Origin of the sequence: Citrobacter sp. MGH100, from assembly GCF_001034465.1 — a bacterium.
GTDB lineage: Bacteria > Pseudomonadota > Gammaproteobacteria > Enterobacterales > Enterobacteriaceae > Citrobacter > Citrobacter youngae.
The window spans coordinates 2,340,749-2,359,066 of the sequence record NZ_KQ089800.1; the positions used below are offsets into that span (position 1 = coordinate 2,340,749).

Here is an 18,318-nt window from a genome sequence, read left to right on the forward strand (position 1 = left end):
ACAATATCGCCATTCGTCATTTTTGCGCTTACAAATAGCGGCAAAGATAGGATGTTGGCTCTGCTACCTGCAGATGAAACTCGCTGTTGCCCGGTACGTTAAACACGTCTCCTGCGGCATATACTTTCCACTCGGTTTCCCCCGGCAGCAGCACGTTCAGTGCGCCACTAACCACCGTCATCTCTTCAGGCGCCGCAGTACCAAAGGTATATTCACCTTCAGCCATCACGCCTACACTGGCGCGGCCAGTACTGCTGCTGGTAAAACCGATCGATTTTACTTTGCCGGAAAAGTATTCATTACTTTGAAGCATACAACTGGCCCTATCTCGTGATTAAGTTAGGAACCAATATAGGGGGCTGACGTTCCACCTGTCACGCAAAATTACGCCAGCAATTCCGAAGCCAGTCGGGCAATCAACACATTGGACAGCAGAACCGGGACATCCAGCGACTTTTGCAGTAAATCACGATGGCGTTGATGAAAACCCAGGCAGTCCAGCATGAGAACATCAGCGCCTTGCTCAAGGAGATATTTCCCGGCATCAATCAGCTGTTGTTCAGAACCTTCTACTGGATTCGCTACGGCATACACTGGCGGCGTTTGTAACACCTGCCACTTTTGTGCCTGGGCTTTGAGCAATTCAGCAACAGGTACAATGACCCCAACCTGATGCCCTTCGACAATCGAAGCCACTAACGGGGGAATAATGCGTATGGGTTCCAACAAGATGCTATTGCGGGCGGTCAGACGGGTGATTGAAGCGGTACTCATCAGCAAGATCACGTCAAAGCCCTGATTATCCAGCACCTCCACGATACTTTGTAGCGAGCGTTCTACCTTCAGGCGCGAGACATGTGCAAGCTGATGGTCACTAAGCAGCGTTAATAACAGCTCATCACCGGGTGAAGCTCCATACTCAGCCATCACATCTTCTCGCTGCATCTGCCCCAGCAGACTGTGGTGAGTAATGTGTTGTTCATCGATATATTCCGTCAGGAGCGGTAACACCTCACACATCGGCACAACACCAATCGTGAGGATAGCCAACGACGTACTCATTTGTTGCTCCACCGTCTTCTTACTTTGCCGTGAATTCCCGGACAAATGCCGGGTACTGACCTGCGCTACAAATGCTCAAAAGCGTAGCAGTAGATCGGCGATGCATAGTGTAAAGATTCCTAATCATTCCAGTACTATATTGTTATCGCTTAATTTTCACTTTCCGCGGTATAGCAGGAGGTTCGAAAATTGTGATACAGGCACGCTCCGGCAGAGGACAGATAATATGTCTGCACGCCCGGGATGGAGTGGAAAGGTCGGTCTATATCGGGAAGCCCTTAACAATAAGCTCCGCCCTGTAGCCGTGACCGGGCTTGCGACAGTATCACAAGAATATCAGCCACAACCTGCGAAGGTTCATTCGTCGCATCAACAATATAATGCGCCGCTTCACGATACAGCGCATCGCGCTGCTCAAGCACTTCCTGCACTTCTTCGGTTAATGGCTTGCCAGTTAACGTCGGGCGCAATCCTTCCTCAGGTGCCTCTTCCAGGCGGTTTACCAGTACCGATACTGGTGCGTTTAAATAGATGACCATGCCGTGACTACGCATGTAGTGACGATTATATTCAGTAAGAATAATACCGCCGCCGGTCGCTACGACTGTTGAGGGGGCCGTAACGGCCTGCAGGGCGGTCGTTTCCTGGGCGCGAAAACCTTCCCATCCTTCTCTTTCAACAATTTCAGCCACCGTCATCTGCAGATGTGATTGCAACCAGCGATCGGTATCAACAAACTGAAAGTCGATGGCTTTCGCCAGCGCCATACCGGTTGTCGTCTTACCACACCCCCGGGGGCCAACAAGATAAAGCGGTTGTGTCATCACAGAAGTTCCCCAGAGAACCGCAGGTAAGCGGGATCTGATGCTGTTAAAGTTATAATCATACCATCAAACTAGTACATCGCCAAAGTGTAAAGAATATATTCCAATAAGGCGATAAAATTGATTAAACCCTACTATAACAAGAATTCACAACGAAGAAAGTGTAAAAAATAAATTACAATTATTATTTTCTACGTTGAACTTCCAGCCACCACTTGTCCAGTTCAGCCGCAAAATGTTGCCTGTCACGCGGCGAAAGGCTGTCAGGTCCCCCGGTCTGGATCCCGCTGGCACGCAGCGTATCCATAAAATCACGCATCGTCAGACGTTCACGGATCGTTGCCTCGGTATAGCGCTCACCGCGCGGGTTGAGCGCCGCAGCGCCTTTTTCAATGACTTCAGAGGCCAGCGGGATATCCGCCGTGACAACCAGGTCTCCAGCGCTGCACTGGCGCACAATTTCGTTATCGGCGACATCAAACCCGGCCGGAACACGTAAGGTGCGGATAAAACGCGAAGGCGGAACGCGCAAACTCTGATTGGCGACCAAAATGAGCGGCATCTGCATCCGCTCGGAGGCCCGATATAAAATTTCTTTAATCACATTCGGACACGCATCCGCATCCACCCAAATCGTCATAACACCTCCAGACACATGTGCAATTGCACATTGTCTCGTGCTTTTACTTTCAGGCAAAGCGCTGTTTCTTCTTCTGAACGCCTTCATTCCGCGCTAAGCTTAGCTTTCCCAGATTTACCCTAAATAATTCAAGTTACTTGAAGGATGACGGGTATAAAACAATGAATATCACGCATAGGGAGTGACAAGATGGACAAGAAAATTGGTTTTATCGGCTGCGGAAATATGGGTAAAGCGATTCTTGGCGGCCTGATCGCCAGCGGCCAGGTACTCCCCGGACAAATCTGGGTCTATACCCCCTCTCCCGATAAAGTCGCAGCACTGCACGATCAGTACGGCATAAATGCGGCGCAATCTGCACAAGAAGTCGCGCAGATTGCAGATATTGTCTTTGGTGCCGTGAAGCCAGGCATCATGATTAAGGTGCTGAGCGAAATTACTTCCAGCCTGAACAAAGATTCCCTGGTGGTATCCATTGCGGCGGGCGTCACCCTCGATCAACTCGCCCGCGCACTGGGTCATGACCGTAAAATTATCCGCGCAATGCCTAACACGCCCTCACTGGTCAATGCAGGAATGACGTCCGTCACCCCAAATGCGCTGGTAACACCGGAAGATACTGCTGACGTGTTGAATATTTTTCGCTGCTTTGGCGAAGCCGAAGTCATCGCAGAATCGATGATTCACCCGGTTGTTGGCGTCAGTGGTTCAGCCCCGGCCTATGTGTTTATGTTTATCGAAGCCATGGCGGATGCCGCCGTTCAGGGCGGCATGCCACGCGCGCAAGCATATAAATTCGCGGCACAGGCGGTCATGGGCTCGGCGAAGATGGTACTGGAAACGGGTAAACATCCTGGAGAACTAAAAGATATGGTGTGCTCGCCTGGCGGAACCACCATTGAGGCAGTGCGCGTCCTCGAAGAACGCGGCTTCCGTTCATCTGTCATCGAAGCGATGGTTAAGTGCATGGAACAATCAGAGAAACTCAGCAAATCCTGAGTGCAAGTCGGACGTCAGGCCGCCGCTTCAGTACGGTTACGTCCGGCATTCTTTGCTTTGTAAAGCGCCATATCCGCTGACTTCAACCACTCCCGATAGTGCTCTGTTTCAGAAGTCAGCGGAGCAACACCGACGCTAATCCGCAGGGCTACTTGCGGAGCACAGGACAAGCGTAACTGGCTAAGTCGTTCATGGACGCGCGACATCGCTGCGATGGCGCTGGCTGCAGGTGTTCCGCACATAATTACCGCAAACTCATCACCACCAAAACGCCCAATCACATCACTGCCGCGCAGCGTCATTTGCAACTGACGCGTCAGCGCAACAATCGCCTGATCCCCAACATCATGACCCCAGGTATCATTGATGCTCTTAAAATGGTCGATATCGATAATAAGCAGCGTGGCATCACGTTGCTGACGACGGCAATTATCAAATTCATTGCGCAGCAGTAGCTCCCAATGGCGCCGATTATAAACGCCGGTCATTCCATCCCGCGTACTCATTACCTGCAGACGGCGTTTATGCTCCGCCAATTTGATCACCGTCTGGTAGCTAACCCAGGCAAACAGCAGCGGGTAAATCACCAGTACCGGCAGCGACAACAGCACGCTCAGTTGCGTACTGCTAAACACGACCTGAATATCCGTTAACTGTAGCGTCACCAGACATGAAACCACCATCAACACGACGCCAGCGATGAATAATCGCACCCCACCTGCGCCCATCAGGTTAATGCAGATAATCATCAGTAGCGCCGTGGATGGCAGCAGGTTTGCCCCCATGATCCCCACCCACATGCCAGCGAGGATCGCATCGGTTTTAATATTCGTAAATTCACTGTACAGCGGATCTTCCGCTTTGCTCGCCAACTGCCACGCCAGGTGCGGCCAGACAAACGCCCATCCCACCAGTAACAGCCACCAACCTCCGGTTATGGGTTGCGAGACTAATACCGACGCAATGGGGAAAAACATTCCCCCCAGCCCGACTGCGCGAGGCAGTCTTATCCGTCGGGCAAATCGCAGACCGGAACGTTGGTGGTCGTTTTGATGAAGCGATATAAATGCTTCATTCGGTACGGCCTTCTTTTGATAAAAGTTTTCATCATTCATCGTATTTGGGAATATTCTGAAACAAATTTCCCAAATTATAGAAAGGGGTCTGGCGGCGGAAGTATGATATTTCGGGTGAGCGATTTTATCCGCTCACCCGTATGTATTACGCAGCTTTTTTCAGGCAAGCGCTCATAAATTTTTTACGATCGTCGCCTTTCAGCGACTGCTCTGTTGCCTGAACGTTGCATTCACGCATTTTCTGCTGCTGCGGCGTCAGACTCTTTTCATCAGGCGCAGACTTACTGTTTTTCAGGCAATCACTCATATATGTCTTCCGGGCATCCCCTTTTAAGGTCTGCGCCGTCGCCTGCTGGTTGCAGGTGGTCATACGCTGTTGTTGCGGGGTTAACGTCTTCTCGGCAGCGCCGACGGTAGTTAAGAAAACCAGGCCAAATAATAGGGTAACGAGCAATGTTATTTTCATAGCACCATCCTGTTGTGAGTATTCACTCTACACGTCACCTTTCAAGCAACCTCGATGCTGGCGGCCTGAAGGATGACGTGTAGTAAGTCTGGTTGCTGACGCAGAAATAGCCACCTCATTATTAAAATTAAGTGACCAAATAGCAGGTTACTTCAGACCTAACGCCGCTTTCATGGTGTAAAACAGGTCAGTCTGATCGGTCAGGCCTACCACATTCGCCGCATGCGGGCCATAGGCAGCAATGCGCAGCTGGCTGCCGGTATGCTCCTGAGATTCCTCTTCCGAGTTGCCATAGCTGATAACCATCACCGCACCATCTTTGGTATTCAGCGCCTGAGTCAGGCCAGGGGCTTTGGTGTCTGGCGCAACAATCTGGCTGGCATGCGCGTGGTCAGCGGTCACGACAACCAGCGTGTTGCCGTCTTTTTTCGCGAAGGCCAGCGCGCGCTGTACAGCTTCATCCAGATCGACCGTTTCACCAATCTGACCGCACGGGTTTGCGGCGTGATCCTGCTTATCGATGGACGCGCCTTCTACCTGCAGGAAAAAGCCTTTTTCATTCTTACTTAATAGCTCAATCGCTTTATCCGTCATCTGGGCAAGCGTTGGCACCGTGTCGTTACGTTTTGGATTTGGCGTACAGGTCACGACTGGCTTATCAAGGTTACCGTGGTAAGACGCTTTTGGCCCTTCCCAGCGTACCGGCATGTTGCCGTCAGAGAACAAACCTAACAGCGGTTTATCCTGATTCGCTTCGGTAATGGCTGCCAGCGTCGCGGTATCACTGACCATCTGATAACCACGGGCCTGAGCCTGTTCACGCAGCGTTTTCCCCTGCCACTCGCCCGCAACTGCGGTCTCAGCAAAGGTTTTTGCCCCGCCGCCCAGCGTAACGTCAGCGCGGGCATTCAATAATTGTTCGGTGATTGACCCTTTACCGCCTTTTTCCAGCGCATTCGTCGGGCATTTCTCAGCGGTGACGCTCGGTCCGTAACATTTACGCGACGTCACATGCGCAACCAGCGCGGCGGGGGTGGCATCCTGCAATTCAGCAGTGGATACGTTGCCTGTCGCCAGACCGGCAGCTTTAGCCATTTCCAGAATAGTGGCGTGATCTTTTTCGTGAATATCAACGCCCAGCGCACCGTTATATGTTTTAACACCGGTCGTCCATGCCGTCGCAGAGGCTGCGGAATCGGTCACATAGTCAGGTTTACCCGTTTTTTTATCCAACGCGTAGTGCGTGTATTGTCCGGTCAGGGGTAACGCATCAATACCTTTAAAAAAACCACCGGCGCCTTCTGCATAATTTCGCGCAGCGGTAATTTCCGAGTCCCCCATACCATCACCGATCAATAAAATAATATTTTTGGCCGGTTTATCGTTCAAAGAATCTCGTAGTGCTGCCGTTTGATCAGTCGTTAATCGACGCGCGCCACCCGGTGTGGTGATATCTCCCTGTGCGGCACGATTATCCATAGCCGCTACGGTAGATGTTTCTGCATGAATAACCGGGGTAAACAGCAAGGGTAACAGGGCAATAGCGAGTGCGCTTTGTTTCACTTTATTTTCTCCATGTACAAATACGGTAAAATTAAAACAAAGCGACTATAAGTATTTGATGTGACACTTTTATGATAATTCGTGGATAAGTATCTGCAGATATCTCAACACGTTTTAGGTACGTTCTCGCCAGCACTGTGCATGGTCGTCAGAAATGCAGGCATTTGACTTACCCCTGCTAGCGCGTCTTCTATTTGACGAATCAGTGTTTGCTGCTCATTTGTTGCCATGTTGCGCAGCATTTCCATGATGACCCGCTCTAACGTTGCGACTTGCGCGGCCAGGTCTTGCGACTCTTCTTCTTTTTGGGCGAGCTTAAGTAACAACTCAGTGATGAGATTTTTCATTTTCGTATTCCCTTAACCAAATAAAGGCCACGTATCACTAAGACTCACAACTTCCTAGAGGATGAAAGTTGTATTTATTGCAGAAATAAAACGTTTTGCGAAAACAATCACAACACAAAATAAGGGGGAATAACGCTTTCTGCAGAATAATTCAATATAAAAGGGTAAGGAGATTAATAGTCACCCAGATATATAATCTTCAATTATGGATTAACAACGCTGGCAACCCGCGTTGTTAATCCGCCATTCAGCGAGCGAGACGCCGGCGTCGCAACGCGATAGCCAGTTGCCAGATATTAATAAGCACAATGCTCGCGGTAGCGATAAAGACCCAGCGGAAACCCGCCATGGCCGATACGGTTGCCCCCATCAAGGGTCCAGCGACGTTGCCAAGATACATAAACGACTGGTTATACCCAAAGATGCGCCCGGTAATCTGCTCGCTGGAGTATTTCACTAATAGCGTTTGCACCGCAGGCAGCATTGCACCGTCGGCAAAGCCAAGCAGAAAACGTAGAACTCCCAACTGCAACGGCGTGGTAACCCACGACATAGCGAAAAACAGCACTACCGCGAATATTAACGTCGCCATTAAAATCCGCTCAGTACCAATACGGTCGCCTAATTTACCAAGTCGAGGCGCGGAAATCAGAGCAGAAATGCCCGGTACTGAGGCAATCAGGCCGCTGAGAAAGGCAATATTTGAGCTATCTGGCACCATCGATTTGATAAACAGCGCCAGAATGGGGCCAATTGAGCCGTTACACAGTTGAATCACCATGGTGGTAAAAAACAGGCTAATGACCAGCGCGGGATACGGTAACGAAGCAAAAACAGCTTTCCCGCTTAAACGCTCGCTTTTTTTAATCACTGGTCGGACACCCTCTTTAATTAAGAACAGTGTGACCAAAAAACTCACCACCAACAGCGCGGCGGTAATACAAAATACCGCACGTAAACCAACATGGTCGGCAATAAAACCGCCCATCAGCGGCCCGCCAATCACTCCACTAATTTGCGCCGTTGAGAGCGTGCTCAACGCCCAACCACTGCGTTCGCGCGGGACTTGCGACGCCACCAATGCCATCGCATTAGGAATGTATCCCGACGTTAACCCCATCACCCCGCGCAGCAGAAAAAGCTGCCAGACGTTAGTGGCAAATGCCTGCAGCAAAATGGCAATTGCCATACCCAGTGAGGCCCGTAACAGCATCAGCTTACGCCCTTTACGGTCAGCTAAACTGCCCCACATCGGTGAAACAATGGCAGAAATAAGAAACGTGACGCTAAACGTTAACCCGGACCACATTGAGAGCGCTTCGTGCGAGGTTACTCCCAGTTGGGAGATATAGAGCGGTAGAAAAGGCAGGATTTGGCTGATCGCCAGTCCGGTGAAAAAGCAACCGAACCACACGGAAATAAGGTTAACTCTCCAGGATTCCATAAGGACTCATAACGGTAAGTAGCTGAAAACTGCGAGCAGCTTAACAAATTACGCCTTCAAACGAGGGTCCAGAGGTGCGATGTTTCACAGTTTAGTATTTTATCTCCCCGCTCATCATATTTGTGACATTCATCACATCAAATCCACATTATATACAGGGAATTATGCTTCTAACATGCCCTGTGGGTTTGTGCGTATTCATTCCCGGGGAATCCACCAAAACAATCTGCCAGAAGCCGAGGAATCCTGCGTTTTGTCGTGGTAATGTATGTGCTTTGCATTCAAGGAATGGGTTTTTAAGATGGCAAAGTTGCGGGTAGGAATCGTATTTGGTGGTAAATCAGCGGAACATGAAGTGTCATTGCAATCGGCAAAAAATATTGTCGATGCCATCGACAAGACTCGCTTTGACGTTGTGCTGTTAGGTATTGATAAACAAGGGCAGTGGCACGTGAGCGATGCCAGTAACTATCTGCTCAATTCAAACGATCCGGCGCATATTGCACTGCGTCCCTCCGCGACCAGTCTGGCGCAGGTGCCGGGTAAACAAGAACATCAGTTGATCGATGCGCAAAATGGTCAGCCGCTGCCAACGGTCGATGTTATTTTCCCAATTGTGCACGGCACGCTGGGTGAAGATGGTTCACTGCAAGGCATGCTGCGCGTGGCGAATTTACCGTTCGTCGGTTCAGATGTGTTGGGCTCTGCAGCCTGCATGGATAAAGACGTCACCAAACGTCTGCTGCGCGATGCCGGATTAAACATCGCGCCATTTATTACGCTAACTCGCGCCAATCGCAACAGCATCAGCTTTGCCGAGGTCGAGTCCCGCCTGGGCCTGCCGCTGTTTGTAAAACCGGCCAACCAGGGGTCGTCCGTTGGCGTCAGTAAAGTGACCAGTGAAGCACAGTACAACCAGGCCATCGCGCTGGCATTTGAATTCGATCATAAAGTTGTGGTCGAGCAAGGGATCAAAGGTCGCGAAATAGAATGCGCGGTGCTGGGCAACGATCATCCGCAGGCCAGTACCTGTGGCGAGATCGTGCTGAACAGTGATTTTTACGCGTACGATACCAAATATATTGACGATAACGGGGCCAAAGTCGTGGTTCCGGCGGCGATTGCCCCAGAAATTAACGACAAGATCCGTGAGATCGCTATTCAGGCTTACCAGACGCTGGGTTGCGCCGGGATGGCGCGGGTGGATGTGTTCCTGACCGCAGAGAATGACGTGGTGATCAACGAGATCAACACGCTGCCGGGCTTTACCAACATCAGTATGTATCCCAAACTGTGGCAGGCCAGCGGCTTAAGCTATACCGATCTGATCACACGTCTGATCGAGCTGGCGCTGGAGCGCCACGCTGCCGATAGCGCGCTGAAAACCAGCATGTAAAAGCAGACAGGATGCCCGATAACTATTGGGCATCCTTGACATCTTCATCCTCATCGGCGCGGCGGCGAATAATAAGTCCCGCTAGCCAAAAGCTAATCACCCACGTAACCAGCCCCACCGCATAGGTTTGCCATCCTTTCGCTTCAAAACCCAATAATCCCACCACGCCATTCAGAATAAAGATCAGCCCAATGGCAAACGCGTAATAATGCCAGTCGCGGCGAATTTTTACAGGCAGGTTCATAACAGCTCCGGTGGAAGTTCAGCGTTGAACAGCATCCTCGCACATTTCCCTGCGGGCGTCTGTGTCCTGTGCGGAAATTCTTAAATGTGAATCAATTTAACTTAAGGTTACATATTTGTGACGTTCAACAAAAAACCAAAATCCAGGAATAATCTCTATCTGAAATTACCATCATTCTGATATTGACAATCCCGCTCACCTGTCAGACTCACTGTCAGTTACTGGTATGGCATCGACAACGCAGGATATCTCTGGAGGTCCCTATGGCTGATTTTACGCTCTCAAAATCCCTGTTTAAGGGCAAGCATCGAGATACCTCCTCTCTGCCCGGAAACATTGCGTATGCCGTTTTTGTGCTGTTTTGCTTCTGGGCCGGGGCTCAGGTTTTAAATCTGTTAGCCCATGCGCCCGGTATCTATGAAGAACTGATGCAGCTACAGATGCAAGAGACCGGACGCCCACGCGTTGAAATTGGCTTAGGCGTCGGCACCCTGTTTGGACTGATTCCCTTCCTCACAGGCTGCCTTATCCTTGGCGTCATCGCGGCGGTGGTGCGCTGGCGCCATCGTCATCACAACGATGACTGACCCATACACTTCGCCCGACGATCGTCCACGCGTTTAGCAAACCATGCCGTGGTCAAATTACGCGTAATCTTCGGGCTTTCCAGTTGAATACCTGGCAGCATTTCCCGTGGTAACGTTTTTCCAGCCTTCGCTTCCGCCAGCTTATACATCTTCTCGTACAGCGCAGTCTCCTCGAAGGCCAGGCTGTCGCCTTTTTGCAACTGACGATGGATATCGCTCTCACTCATCCCCAGCTTCCCGGCAAGCTTGCGTACCGCCAACTCCGTTTTACCCGGTTCTTTGCTGTTGTAGAGAATCAAATCCCCATCCAGCGCCAGCTTCACACCACTGGCTTTGCTGACGGCATTCTGAAACGCCGCATTACGGCTGGCATACCATCCGGCATTAAAATCCGCGAAACGGAAGACAGGCGCGCTATAGTTCGCCGGGTAATTCAGCAAGTGATACGTGCCGAACCAGAGTCCGCCGCGCAGGGTAAAGACTTCCTGACGTACCGTTCCTTCCATTTTCCACGGATACCCGGAAGTATGCTGTTCGGCAAACGCAATGCTGACCTGCATCGGCCCCCCGGTATGCACCGGGTTGAGCGAACCAAACAACGTCTGTCCCATTGGCACCATATTGATGAAATCATCAAAAATGGCGCTAAGCTGCTTTTCCGTCTTCACTGAATCCAGACGCTCGCTGTAGCTTTTCCCATTTGGCGAGTTAATCTTCAGTGCGGTATGAACCAAAAACACCGGGATATGCATACGCTCGGCGCGACGGTCAATCTCTTTCCAGGCTATTTTGCTTAAATTCGGGACAACCGGATCGGCCTGATAGTTGGACTCCTGCTGCGCCACGGCCAGCACCGAACAGATATTTTCAACCGTCGGCGCCAGCTTCTGGCTTTCAAACGTTTTCGCCAGGTCCTGCGCCCACGCGTCCCGGTCTTTCACACTGGCAGGCATTTTTTGCCGCACCACGCTCGCCACATCGACAGCTTTCTCCCCTTTCTTTAATGGCTGCGCGGGTTGGCTACTACACCCCACCAGCACCAACGCCGCCAGACCAGACCAGGGGTAAAGACGGGAAACCGTCGGCATAACATCTCCTTTTGTTAGCTAAGCGTATGGGTAACAGCCTGAATTTCCTGACCATCCAGTTCACGTTCGAAGCTGCGCAGACGCTTATAGATAGACATCAGCTCAACCAGCGTTGTCCACGAATTAATCAAATACTGGAACGAGCCGCGTACCTGACCAAACACGTTGGTGATTTGCGTCATCAGACCGAGCGTAATCGTACCGGCAACAATCGATGGAAACAGCAGGAACAAGCCGAAAACGTTATCAACCTGCAGGTAAAGGATACGGGCGATATTGAAGTACATATAGTGAAAATAGAGGCGAAAGTAGTTTTGACGCACCGCGTGGAACAGCTCGCGAACCGTCGGCGGCGTCGCGCGATTACCATCATCTTCACCGTACACCAGCTCTTTACGGTACGCCGCTTCCACCCGCTGATTTTTGAACTCCAGCCCAGGCAGTTTGATCCCCACCACGGCCAGCAGCCCGGTCCCCATCAACGACCAGACAATCGCAGCAATCACCAGACCGTAAGGAATATGTCCAACAATCGGCAGATCCGGGACATGCGCAGAAAGCGTAACCAGTACCGGCAAGAAGGCAATCAGCGTCATAATCGCGTTAATAAAACTCACGCCCATGTCTTCCAGCGTGGAAGCGAAACGCATGGTGTCTTCCTGCACACGCTGCGCCGCACCTTCGATATGACGCAGATGCTGCCAGTGCGCCATATAATGTTCGTTCATCGCGGTACGCCAGCGGAAGACGTAATGACTGACGAAGAAGTTGTTCATCACGCCAATGACGACGGCTATCAGCGCAATCCCGAGAAAGATCCCCACTTCCTGATAGAACTGCTCAATTTTCACCTTATGCGGTGTGCTGAGGGCGGTTTGAATCAGGTCGTAGAACGGGGCATACCACGCGTTGACGGCGACGCCGACTTCAACCAGAAACCAGGTGACGAAGATAATCAGCGAGGTACCGAGTATCGACCAGTACTGCCAGCGGTGCGGACTGTAGATAAACCAGAACAGCGCAAACACGCCAACGCACAGAATGTAGTACGCATAAAAAATCAGATAATCCAGTGACCAGAATCGCGCCGCGCTAATCGGTACATCCCCCGATGCGCCGGTAATCTGTGCAACCCAGGCTCCCCCGCCAGCCTGCCAAAATACAACAGCGACCAGTGCCCAAATAAATGCCGAAATAAAGAACGGCCCCGGCTTTGGGAAAAAAGACTTAAACATAGTGCTCTCCTGCTAACTTCTTATCGTTATGACGACTGCTGTGCATTTGCCACGGTGGTTTACCGCGGCAAGACGGCTTACGCCCAATAAACACAAGCTGAAACCGACAATTGTGACCAGAACCGGCGCACTTAGTTCGCTATCTGGTTTTGTAGAATTGTTTCTGCGGTTTTCACGCCGACAGCGTTCCGGCATGTTCAGATTATTACAGCGTGAGATCACAAAAGCGAACATCCACTCTCCGGGAAAAGCCCACGTTTACTCATCGTTACGTTTTTCCCACTATCATTGGCTGATAAGCGCTTTGCAATATGCCAACGAGTAGTATAAATACGCATACGAACGTCATCTTTTATTTCCTCTAACTCATGGACACCACCGTTGAAACGTAGTCTGCTTTTTTCTGCCGCGCTGTGTGCGGCGTCATTGACATCTGTCCAGGCGGCACAGCCTATAACCGATCCCGTCTTTGCCTCTGACATTGTCGACCGGTATGCCGATCATATTTTCTACGGCAGCGGCGCTACGGGGATGGCGCTTGTGGTGATTGATGGTAATCAGCGCGTGTTTCGTAGCTTTGGTGAAACGCGCCCCGGCAATAATGTTCACCCGCAGTTGGATTCCGTTATTCGCATCGCGTCGTTGACCAAATTAATGACCAGCGAAATGTTAGTGAAATTACTCGATCAGGGCACAGTAAAACTCAACGATCCATTGAGTAAATATGCCCCACCAGGCGCACGCGTTCCGACATATCAGGGAACGCCTATCACGCTGGTAAATCTGGCGACGCACACCAGCGCACTGCCACGCGAGCAGCCTGGCGGCGCGGCAAAACGCCCGGTCTTTGTCTGGCCGACTCGCGAACAGCGCTGGAGCTATCTCTCTACCGCAACGCTAAAAGCCGCACCTGGCTCGCAGGCTTCCTATTCGAACCTGGCGTTTGACCTGCTGGCCGATGCGCTGGGAACCGCGTCCGGCAAACCTTATCCGCAGTTGTTTGAAGAGAAAATCACCCGACCGCTCGGGATGAAAGACACCACCTTTACCCCGTCCCCCGATCAGTGCGCACGCCTGATGGTCGCGGAAAAAGGCGCCAGCCCGTGTAACAATACGCTGGCGGCCATGGGCAGCGGTGGCGTCTATTCTACGCCCGGCGATATGATGCGCTGGATGCAACAGTATCTCTCCTCTGATTTTTATCATCGTAGCCAGCAGGCCGACCGGATGCAGACGCTGATTTATCAGCGTACGCAGTTAACCAAAGTGATAGGGATGGATGTTCCGGGCAGAGCCGATGCGCTAGGTTTGGGCTGGGTCTATATGGCGCCGAAGAATGGGCGTCCAGGAATTATTCAAAAAACCGGTGGCGGCGGTGGCTTCATTACTTATATGGCGATGATCCCACAGCAAAACGTCGGGGCCTTTGTCGTGGTAACCCGCTCCCCGCTGACCCGCTTTACCAATATGAGCGACGGGATCAACAATCTGGTGAGCGAACTGAGCGGCAACAAACCGCAAGTGATCCCCGCCTCCTGATTCAATACTCAAAAGGCAAACGGTTAATACTCACCAGTTTGCCTTTATTCATTTCAATATATCCACCTTTACGCAATGCTGCGAGAACCTCAGCGACAACTGAGCGTGAAATTCGTGTACGTTGGTGAATATAGTTCATGACGCCGATACGCGAACGCAGAACCTCGTCCCATTTCGTCATGGAGATCAACGTGGCGCGAATCTGATCGTAGGAGTTGTTACCGATCAACTGCAGATCGCGCAATTCGAGCATGGCGTTTTGCCATGCCAGCCAGCAAAAAGCTTCCCGCCAAAGCTGGTATTGTTCAATGATATTAATTGTTTGTGAGGCAGGAAGATGATATCCCGTACAATTACTTTCGGTCATTAATCTGTATTGTACATCTGTTTTCATCACGCCATCAGAAAGGCCCATAATAAAAGGCGCCTGTGCAATCCCGACCAGCACGTTTTCCCCTCTACGCAGGGAAACAACACCACTTAAAATGATAAAAGTGTCATCACCATCTATATCATGGGAATATATAATTTGTTTTTTACTATCACATTCGAAATGTTCGCCATACTTAGACAAACATTTATCCAACATCCCAAATTCCACCAGCGGTTTATTTGTAGATAGCATGTGCGCACTCCTTGCAGTAAATGCCCGTCAAATCCGTGACGGGCATTATTACGAGTAAGTTACCTTATTTTCTCTGCAAAAAGGCTCTTACCAGGTATATTTAACACCTACATTTGCAGACCAGTCTTGATCGACATCACCTCCGCCGAGGTAGTTAGCATCGGTGTACGCACTGAAATTTTTGGTAAAGCTGAACTGAGTACCCAGTCCAACACGTACCGCAGAACCTTCTACGCCGTTGTCGATAGAGTCACCGTTTACGTCAGCATCGTTATTAGAATCGTCGTAAACGTAGGCCAGTTTGAAGTACGGGGTCAGCGCCTGGTCGTCGCTGTAGGCGAAGGTATAACCTGCATCTACACCCAGTTCATAACGCATGCTGTCATAAGACTGACCATCAACTTTCATGTCGTTACTCAGCTTATAGTCATCACCAGACTGGAACAGACCGGATACGCTACCGTAAGGCGTTACGTACCCTGCGTCACTCAGTTTCAGGTCATAACCCAGTTTCAAGCCAAAGCCCCAGGCATCAGCAGAGGTGCTGCCGTCAACATACTGACCGTTGCTCATGTTAGCAGACAGATCGTTATTGAAGTGGGAGTAGCTTAAGTTACCGTCAACAAAGATGTTGTTGGCAAAGTGAGCAGAAGAGTAGATATAGGCAGTCTGGCTGTCCTGATCCACCTGACCGGTACGATCGCTCATATCACCTTTCGCGAAGCCTGCTGCTGCACCGACAATCCACTTGGCGTTGTTACCATCAATTTTGGAATCAACACCGACCATGATGCCGTTAACATCCTGATCGTAGTTGATGGTGCCGTTATCCGCATCGAAGCTACCACCGAAGTAGCTTACCCATGCGCCACCGTTATCAACCAGACCATGACGTGCGTTAGTCAGACGAGTACCAACGGTGTCTTGTTCCAGGTTCCAGATATTGGTGTTAGCAGACGGGATGCTCAGAGCCATATTTGCGTAGTCGGTCAGCTCCATCTGCTGCAGAACAACGGTGTTACCCTGCTGCTGCGCCTGATAGGTGTAAGCGCCGAGGTCAGCTTTGTTAGCTGCAGAGAAGGTTGCAGTGCTGTTGGTGTCGTTAACGTAGATCAGCTCGTTACCTTTGTAATCAGCAACAGAACCAGCGCCAGTCGCGTTATCGATACGCACTTTATAGTTACCGGTTGCTGCCGCTACGTGGTCACCATAGTTATCAACTTCAGATTGATCGTAGGAGGTGTCGGAATCGCCGTTACCGTTGATAGTCAGATGACCATCAGAGTTCATTGCGATTACGCCATAACCGTAGTTAGCCTGAGTTTTGTCGTTAGTACGATCGTTGGTCAGGTCAGCATTCAACACATAGTTAGTGCTGTTGATGTCGAAAACGCCCGCATTAACATGGTTGTAAGCATCGGTGTAGCTGGTCAGATTTAGCGTATCAACCTGCAGTGCGTTACCGGTACTGTTGCCCACATCCAGAACACCGTTGTTAGTAACGTTGATGGTATTTGCATAGAGCGCTGCCCCACTCACTCCCCCATCAGTATTACCCACGCTCCAGCCAGCAGATACGTCGTCAGCAATTGTGACGGTACTGTTGTCAATCGACAGGGTATCGGTCGCAACATGGCCATCTTCGTTGATGTTCAGGGCAGAAGCACCGGTCAGAGAGATGGTGTCAGAAATCAGGGTAGAATCACCCACATTCACGACGGAACCGCTGTTAATGCTCAGGGTGTCAATCAGAGAGGTTTTGGTGGTATCCCACTGTGAAGCGCCGTTCAGCGTGACGTTGAACAGGCCACTCTGGTAGACAGCGTTGCCAACCACATGGCCATTTTCGTCATAAGAAGTTGTGTCGCTATCGATACCGTAGGTTGAATCAGGCCACAGACTATTGGCTGCAATATCAATCAGCGTCGCGGTAGCTTCTGTGCCTGCTGCATAGCTGTCGTAAACACCGTCGCCATCAGCATCAACCTGATGTACGGACATTGCCGCACCCACCCACTTACTGCCGTTGTTCAGGGTCAGATCCAGACGGTCAGTACCATCCCAACCGTTGGTATCCAGATCGGCATCGGTATCACGATAAGTGTCAGCACCGTCCAGGAAGAAGTTCTCATCGAAGTTGCTGGAGAACACCACGTCGCCCATCAGCGTGGAATTATTAAACGTGGCAGTCGTCTGCATCGCGTTATCGGCATCTGGATGTGCAATAACAGCCAATGCAACATCATCAGCAGTATAAGAACCGCTGTAATCGCTTGCATTGCTGGTATTACCAAACCAGCCGGAAGTGCCTTCATCAGACCATGAACCAGAGGTCAGGGTAGAATCGCTAACAGCAATAGTATTATTAAATACTTCGCCGCTGTTTACACCAGTGCTGACGGTGTTATCGTCAATGTCTTCCCACTCATAACCCTGAGTCAGCGTAATACCCGCAACGTGAGAGTTGTTGGAGATAGACAGATCAACTTCTTGATCCAGCGTGATAGCCGTACCCAGGTTATAAACGTCGACAACGTGCGTATCAGCCGCATCGTTATAGGTACCGTTGTAGGTATAATGTTCGTAGTTGTCATCGATAGTTGAGTTGATGACGTTCATCGCCAAACGATCATAGTAATAGTCGGTACCCGTACGGTTAGTACAATTCGTGGTCATACACTCGGAAGTCACCATACCGTGAATGGTACTATTTTTAATCGTCAGGCTGTTGTTATTGCTGTTAGTAGATAGTCCATCATCCAGATAATAAGTAGAAATAACGCCGTTAACAGTAGCGTTATTGATTACTGGATAAATATCACCGTTATAAATACTATCAGCTTCGTAATTGTTCCAACCGACATACCCATCGTAGTAAACACCATCGGCATAAGATGCGTCATTATAATGGGTGAACGTTGTGTACGTGGTTCCAGAAATATCGGTTGAAGCATTCGCCTGAGAAGTGATTGCCAAAGTGCAGGCTAATGCTAATTGTGAGACTACAAGTTTCTTTTTCCAGATGTGCATTTGTCATCCCTCCTCAGGGACGTAATATAGTTGATCCATCAATTATCAATGCAAAGAAAACATTTTATGTTTCGCAGGGCCGATTATGCTGTTTCACAACGGAAAGGTTCAATTATTCTTTGCTCACTGTCCGAAATCGGACAACATCATGAA

18 protein-coding genes are annotated in these 18,318 nt (G+C 50.4%); 4 read left to right on the top strand and 14 right to left on the bottom strand.

The window, feature by feature from the left end; genetic code table 11:
• Positions 1–28 precede the first annotated feature (28 nt).
• From ppnP to SK32_RS11030, 4 genes are all read right to left on the bottom strand, one after another.
• On the bottom strand, positions 29–313 hold the full coding sequence (gene ppnP, locus SK32_RS11015; RefSeq protein ID WP_003021477.1) for a pyrimidine/purine nucleoside phosphorylase: 285 nt from the start codon (positions 311–313) through the stop codon (positions 29–31).
• A gap of 71 nt (positions 314–384) precedes the next feature.
• A complete protein-coding gene (locus SK32_RS11020) occupies positions 385–1,062 on the bottom strand; it encodes an AroM family protein (protein WP_048212457.1) in 678 nt (225 codons plus the stop codon).
• 278 nt (positions 1,063–1,340) lie between these two features.
• Positions 1,341–1,886: a shikimate kinase AroL gene (gene aroL / locus SK32_RS11025; RefSeq protein WP_048212458.1), complete on the bottom strand. Its 546-nt coding sequence runs from the start codon at positions 1,884–1,886 to the stop codon at positions 1,341–1,343.
• A 184-nt stretch (positions 1,887–2,070) separates the two neighbouring features.
• Positions 2,071–2,526: a YaiI/YqxD family protein gene (locus SK32_RS11030; protein ID WP_048212459.1), complete on the bottom strand. Its 456-nt coding sequence runs from the start codon at positions 2,524–2,526 to the stop codon at positions 2,071–2,073.
• A gap of 189 nt (positions 2,527–2,715) precedes the next feature.
• Here SK32_RS11030 and proC point away from each other — a divergent pair, with 189 nt between their 5' ends.
• Positions 2,716–3,525 (top strand): pyrroline-5-carboxylate reductase, encoded by an 810-nt coding sequence (gene proC / locus SK32_RS11035; protein ID WP_048212460.1) that lies wholly within the window; start codon positions 2,716–2,718, stop codon positions 3,523–3,525.
• 14 nt (positions 3,526–3,539) lie between these two features.
• Here the strand turns inward: proC and adrA are convergent, their stop codons facing one another.
• The 5 genes from adrA to SK32_RS11060 form a co-directional block, all read right to left on the bottom strand.
• Positions 3,540–4,655 carry a diguanylate cyclase AdrA gene (gene adrA, locus SK32_RS11040; RefSeq protein WP_086523602.1) on the bottom strand — a complete coding sequence of 372 codons (1,116 nt, stop codon included), beginning with the start codon at positions 4,653–4,655 and terminating at the stop codon, positions 3,540–3,542.
• Positions 4,656–4,746: 91 nt separating this feature from the next.
• On the bottom strand, positions 4,747–5,067 hold the full coding sequence (gene psiF, locus SK32_RS11045; RefSeq protein ID WP_048212462.1) for a phosphate starvation-inducible protein PsiF: 321 nt from the start codon (positions 5,065–5,067) through the stop codon (positions 4,747–4,749).
• Between the two features lie 147 nt (positions 5,068–5,214).
• Entirely contained in the window at positions 5,215–6,630 is a 1,416-nt protein-coding gene (gene phoA, locus SK32_RS11050; RefSeq protein WP_048212463.1) for an alkaline phosphatase, read from the bottom strand.
• 104 nt (positions 6,631–6,734) lie between these two features.
• Positions 6,735–6,977, bottom strand: a complete 243-nt coding sequence (locus SK32_RS11055; protein ID WP_048212464.1) for a sigma-S stabilization anti-adapter protein IraP — start codon at positions 6,975–6,977, stop codon at positions 6,735–6,737.
• Positions 6,978–7,224: 247 nt separating this feature from the next.
• Positions 7,225–8,421: a multidrug efflux MFS transporter gene (locus tag SK32_RS11060; protein ID WP_048212465.1), complete on the bottom strand. Its 1,197-nt coding sequence runs from the start codon at positions 8,419–8,421 to the stop codon at positions 7,225–7,227.
• 301 nt (positions 8,422–8,722) lie between these two features.
• On the opposite strand from SK32_RS11060, the gene ddlA reads away from it, so the two are divergent.
• Positions 8,723–9,817: a D-alanine--D-alanine ligase gene (gene ddlA / locus SK32_RS11065; protein ID WP_048212466.1), complete on the top strand. Its 1,095-nt coding sequence runs from the start codon at positions 8,723–8,725 to the stop codon at positions 9,815–9,817.
• A 22-nt stretch (positions 9,818–9,839) separates the two neighbouring features.
• Here the strand turns inward: ddlA and SK32_RS11070 are convergent, their stop codons facing one another.
• On the bottom strand, positions 9,840–10,061 hold the full coding sequence (locus tag SK32_RS11070; RefSeq protein ID WP_005120949.1) for a DUF2754 domain-containing protein: 222 nt from the start codon (positions 10,059–10,061) through the stop codon (positions 9,840–9,842).
• A 263-nt stretch (positions 10,062–10,324) separates the two neighbouring features.
• On the opposite strand from SK32_RS11070, the gene SK32_RS11075 reads away from it, so the two are divergent.
• Positions 10,325–10,648: a YaiY family protein gene (locus SK32_RS11075; protein WP_048212467.1), complete on the top strand. Its 324-nt coding sequence runs from the start codon at positions 10,325–10,327 to the stop codon at positions 10,646–10,648.
• Here the strand turns inward: SK32_RS11075 and SK32_RS11080 are convergent.
• On the bottom strand, positions 10,633–11,736 hold the full coding sequence (locus tag SK32_RS11080) for a DUF1615 domain-containing protein (protein WP_048212468.1): 1,104 nt from the start codon (positions 11,734–11,736) through the stop codon (positions 10,633–10,635). The two genes, SK32_RS11075 and SK32_RS11080, sit on opposite strands and share 16 nt — an antisense overlap.
• Positions 11,737–11,750: 14 nt before the next feature.
• Positions 11,751–12,971, bottom strand: a complete 1,221-nt coding sequence (gene sbmA, locus SK32_RS11085) for a peptide antibiotic transporter SbmA (protein ID WP_040232769.1) — start codon at positions 12,969–12,971, stop codon at positions 11,751–11,753.
• A 381-nt stretch (positions 12,972–13,352) separates the two neighbouring features.
• Here sbmA and ampH point away from each other — a divergent pair, with 381 nt between their 5' ends.
• Positions 13,353–14,510 carry a D-alanyl-D-alanine-carboxypeptidase/endopeptidase AmpH gene (gene ampH, locus SK32_RS11090; protein ID WP_048212469.1) on the top strand — a complete coding sequence of 386 codons (1,158 nt, stop codon included), beginning with the start codon at positions 13,353–13,355 and terminating at the stop codon, positions 14,508–14,510.
• Position 14,511: 1 nt separating this feature from the next.
• Here the strand turns inward: ampH and iprA are convergent, their stop codons facing one another.
• A complete protein-coding gene (gene iprA / locus SK32_RS11095; protein WP_048212470.1) occupies positions 14,512–15,135 on the bottom strand; it encodes a hydrogen peroxide resistance inhibitor IprA in 624 nt (207 codons plus the stop codon).
• Positions 15,136–15,222: 87 nt separating this feature from the next.
• Positions 15,223–18,165, bottom strand: a complete 2,943-nt coding sequence (ehaB, locus tag SK32_RS11100) for an autotransporter adhesin EhaB (RefSeq protein ID WP_048212471.1) — start codon at positions 18,163–18,165, stop codon at positions 15,223–15,225.
• Positions 18,166–18,318 lie beyond the last annotated feature (153 nt).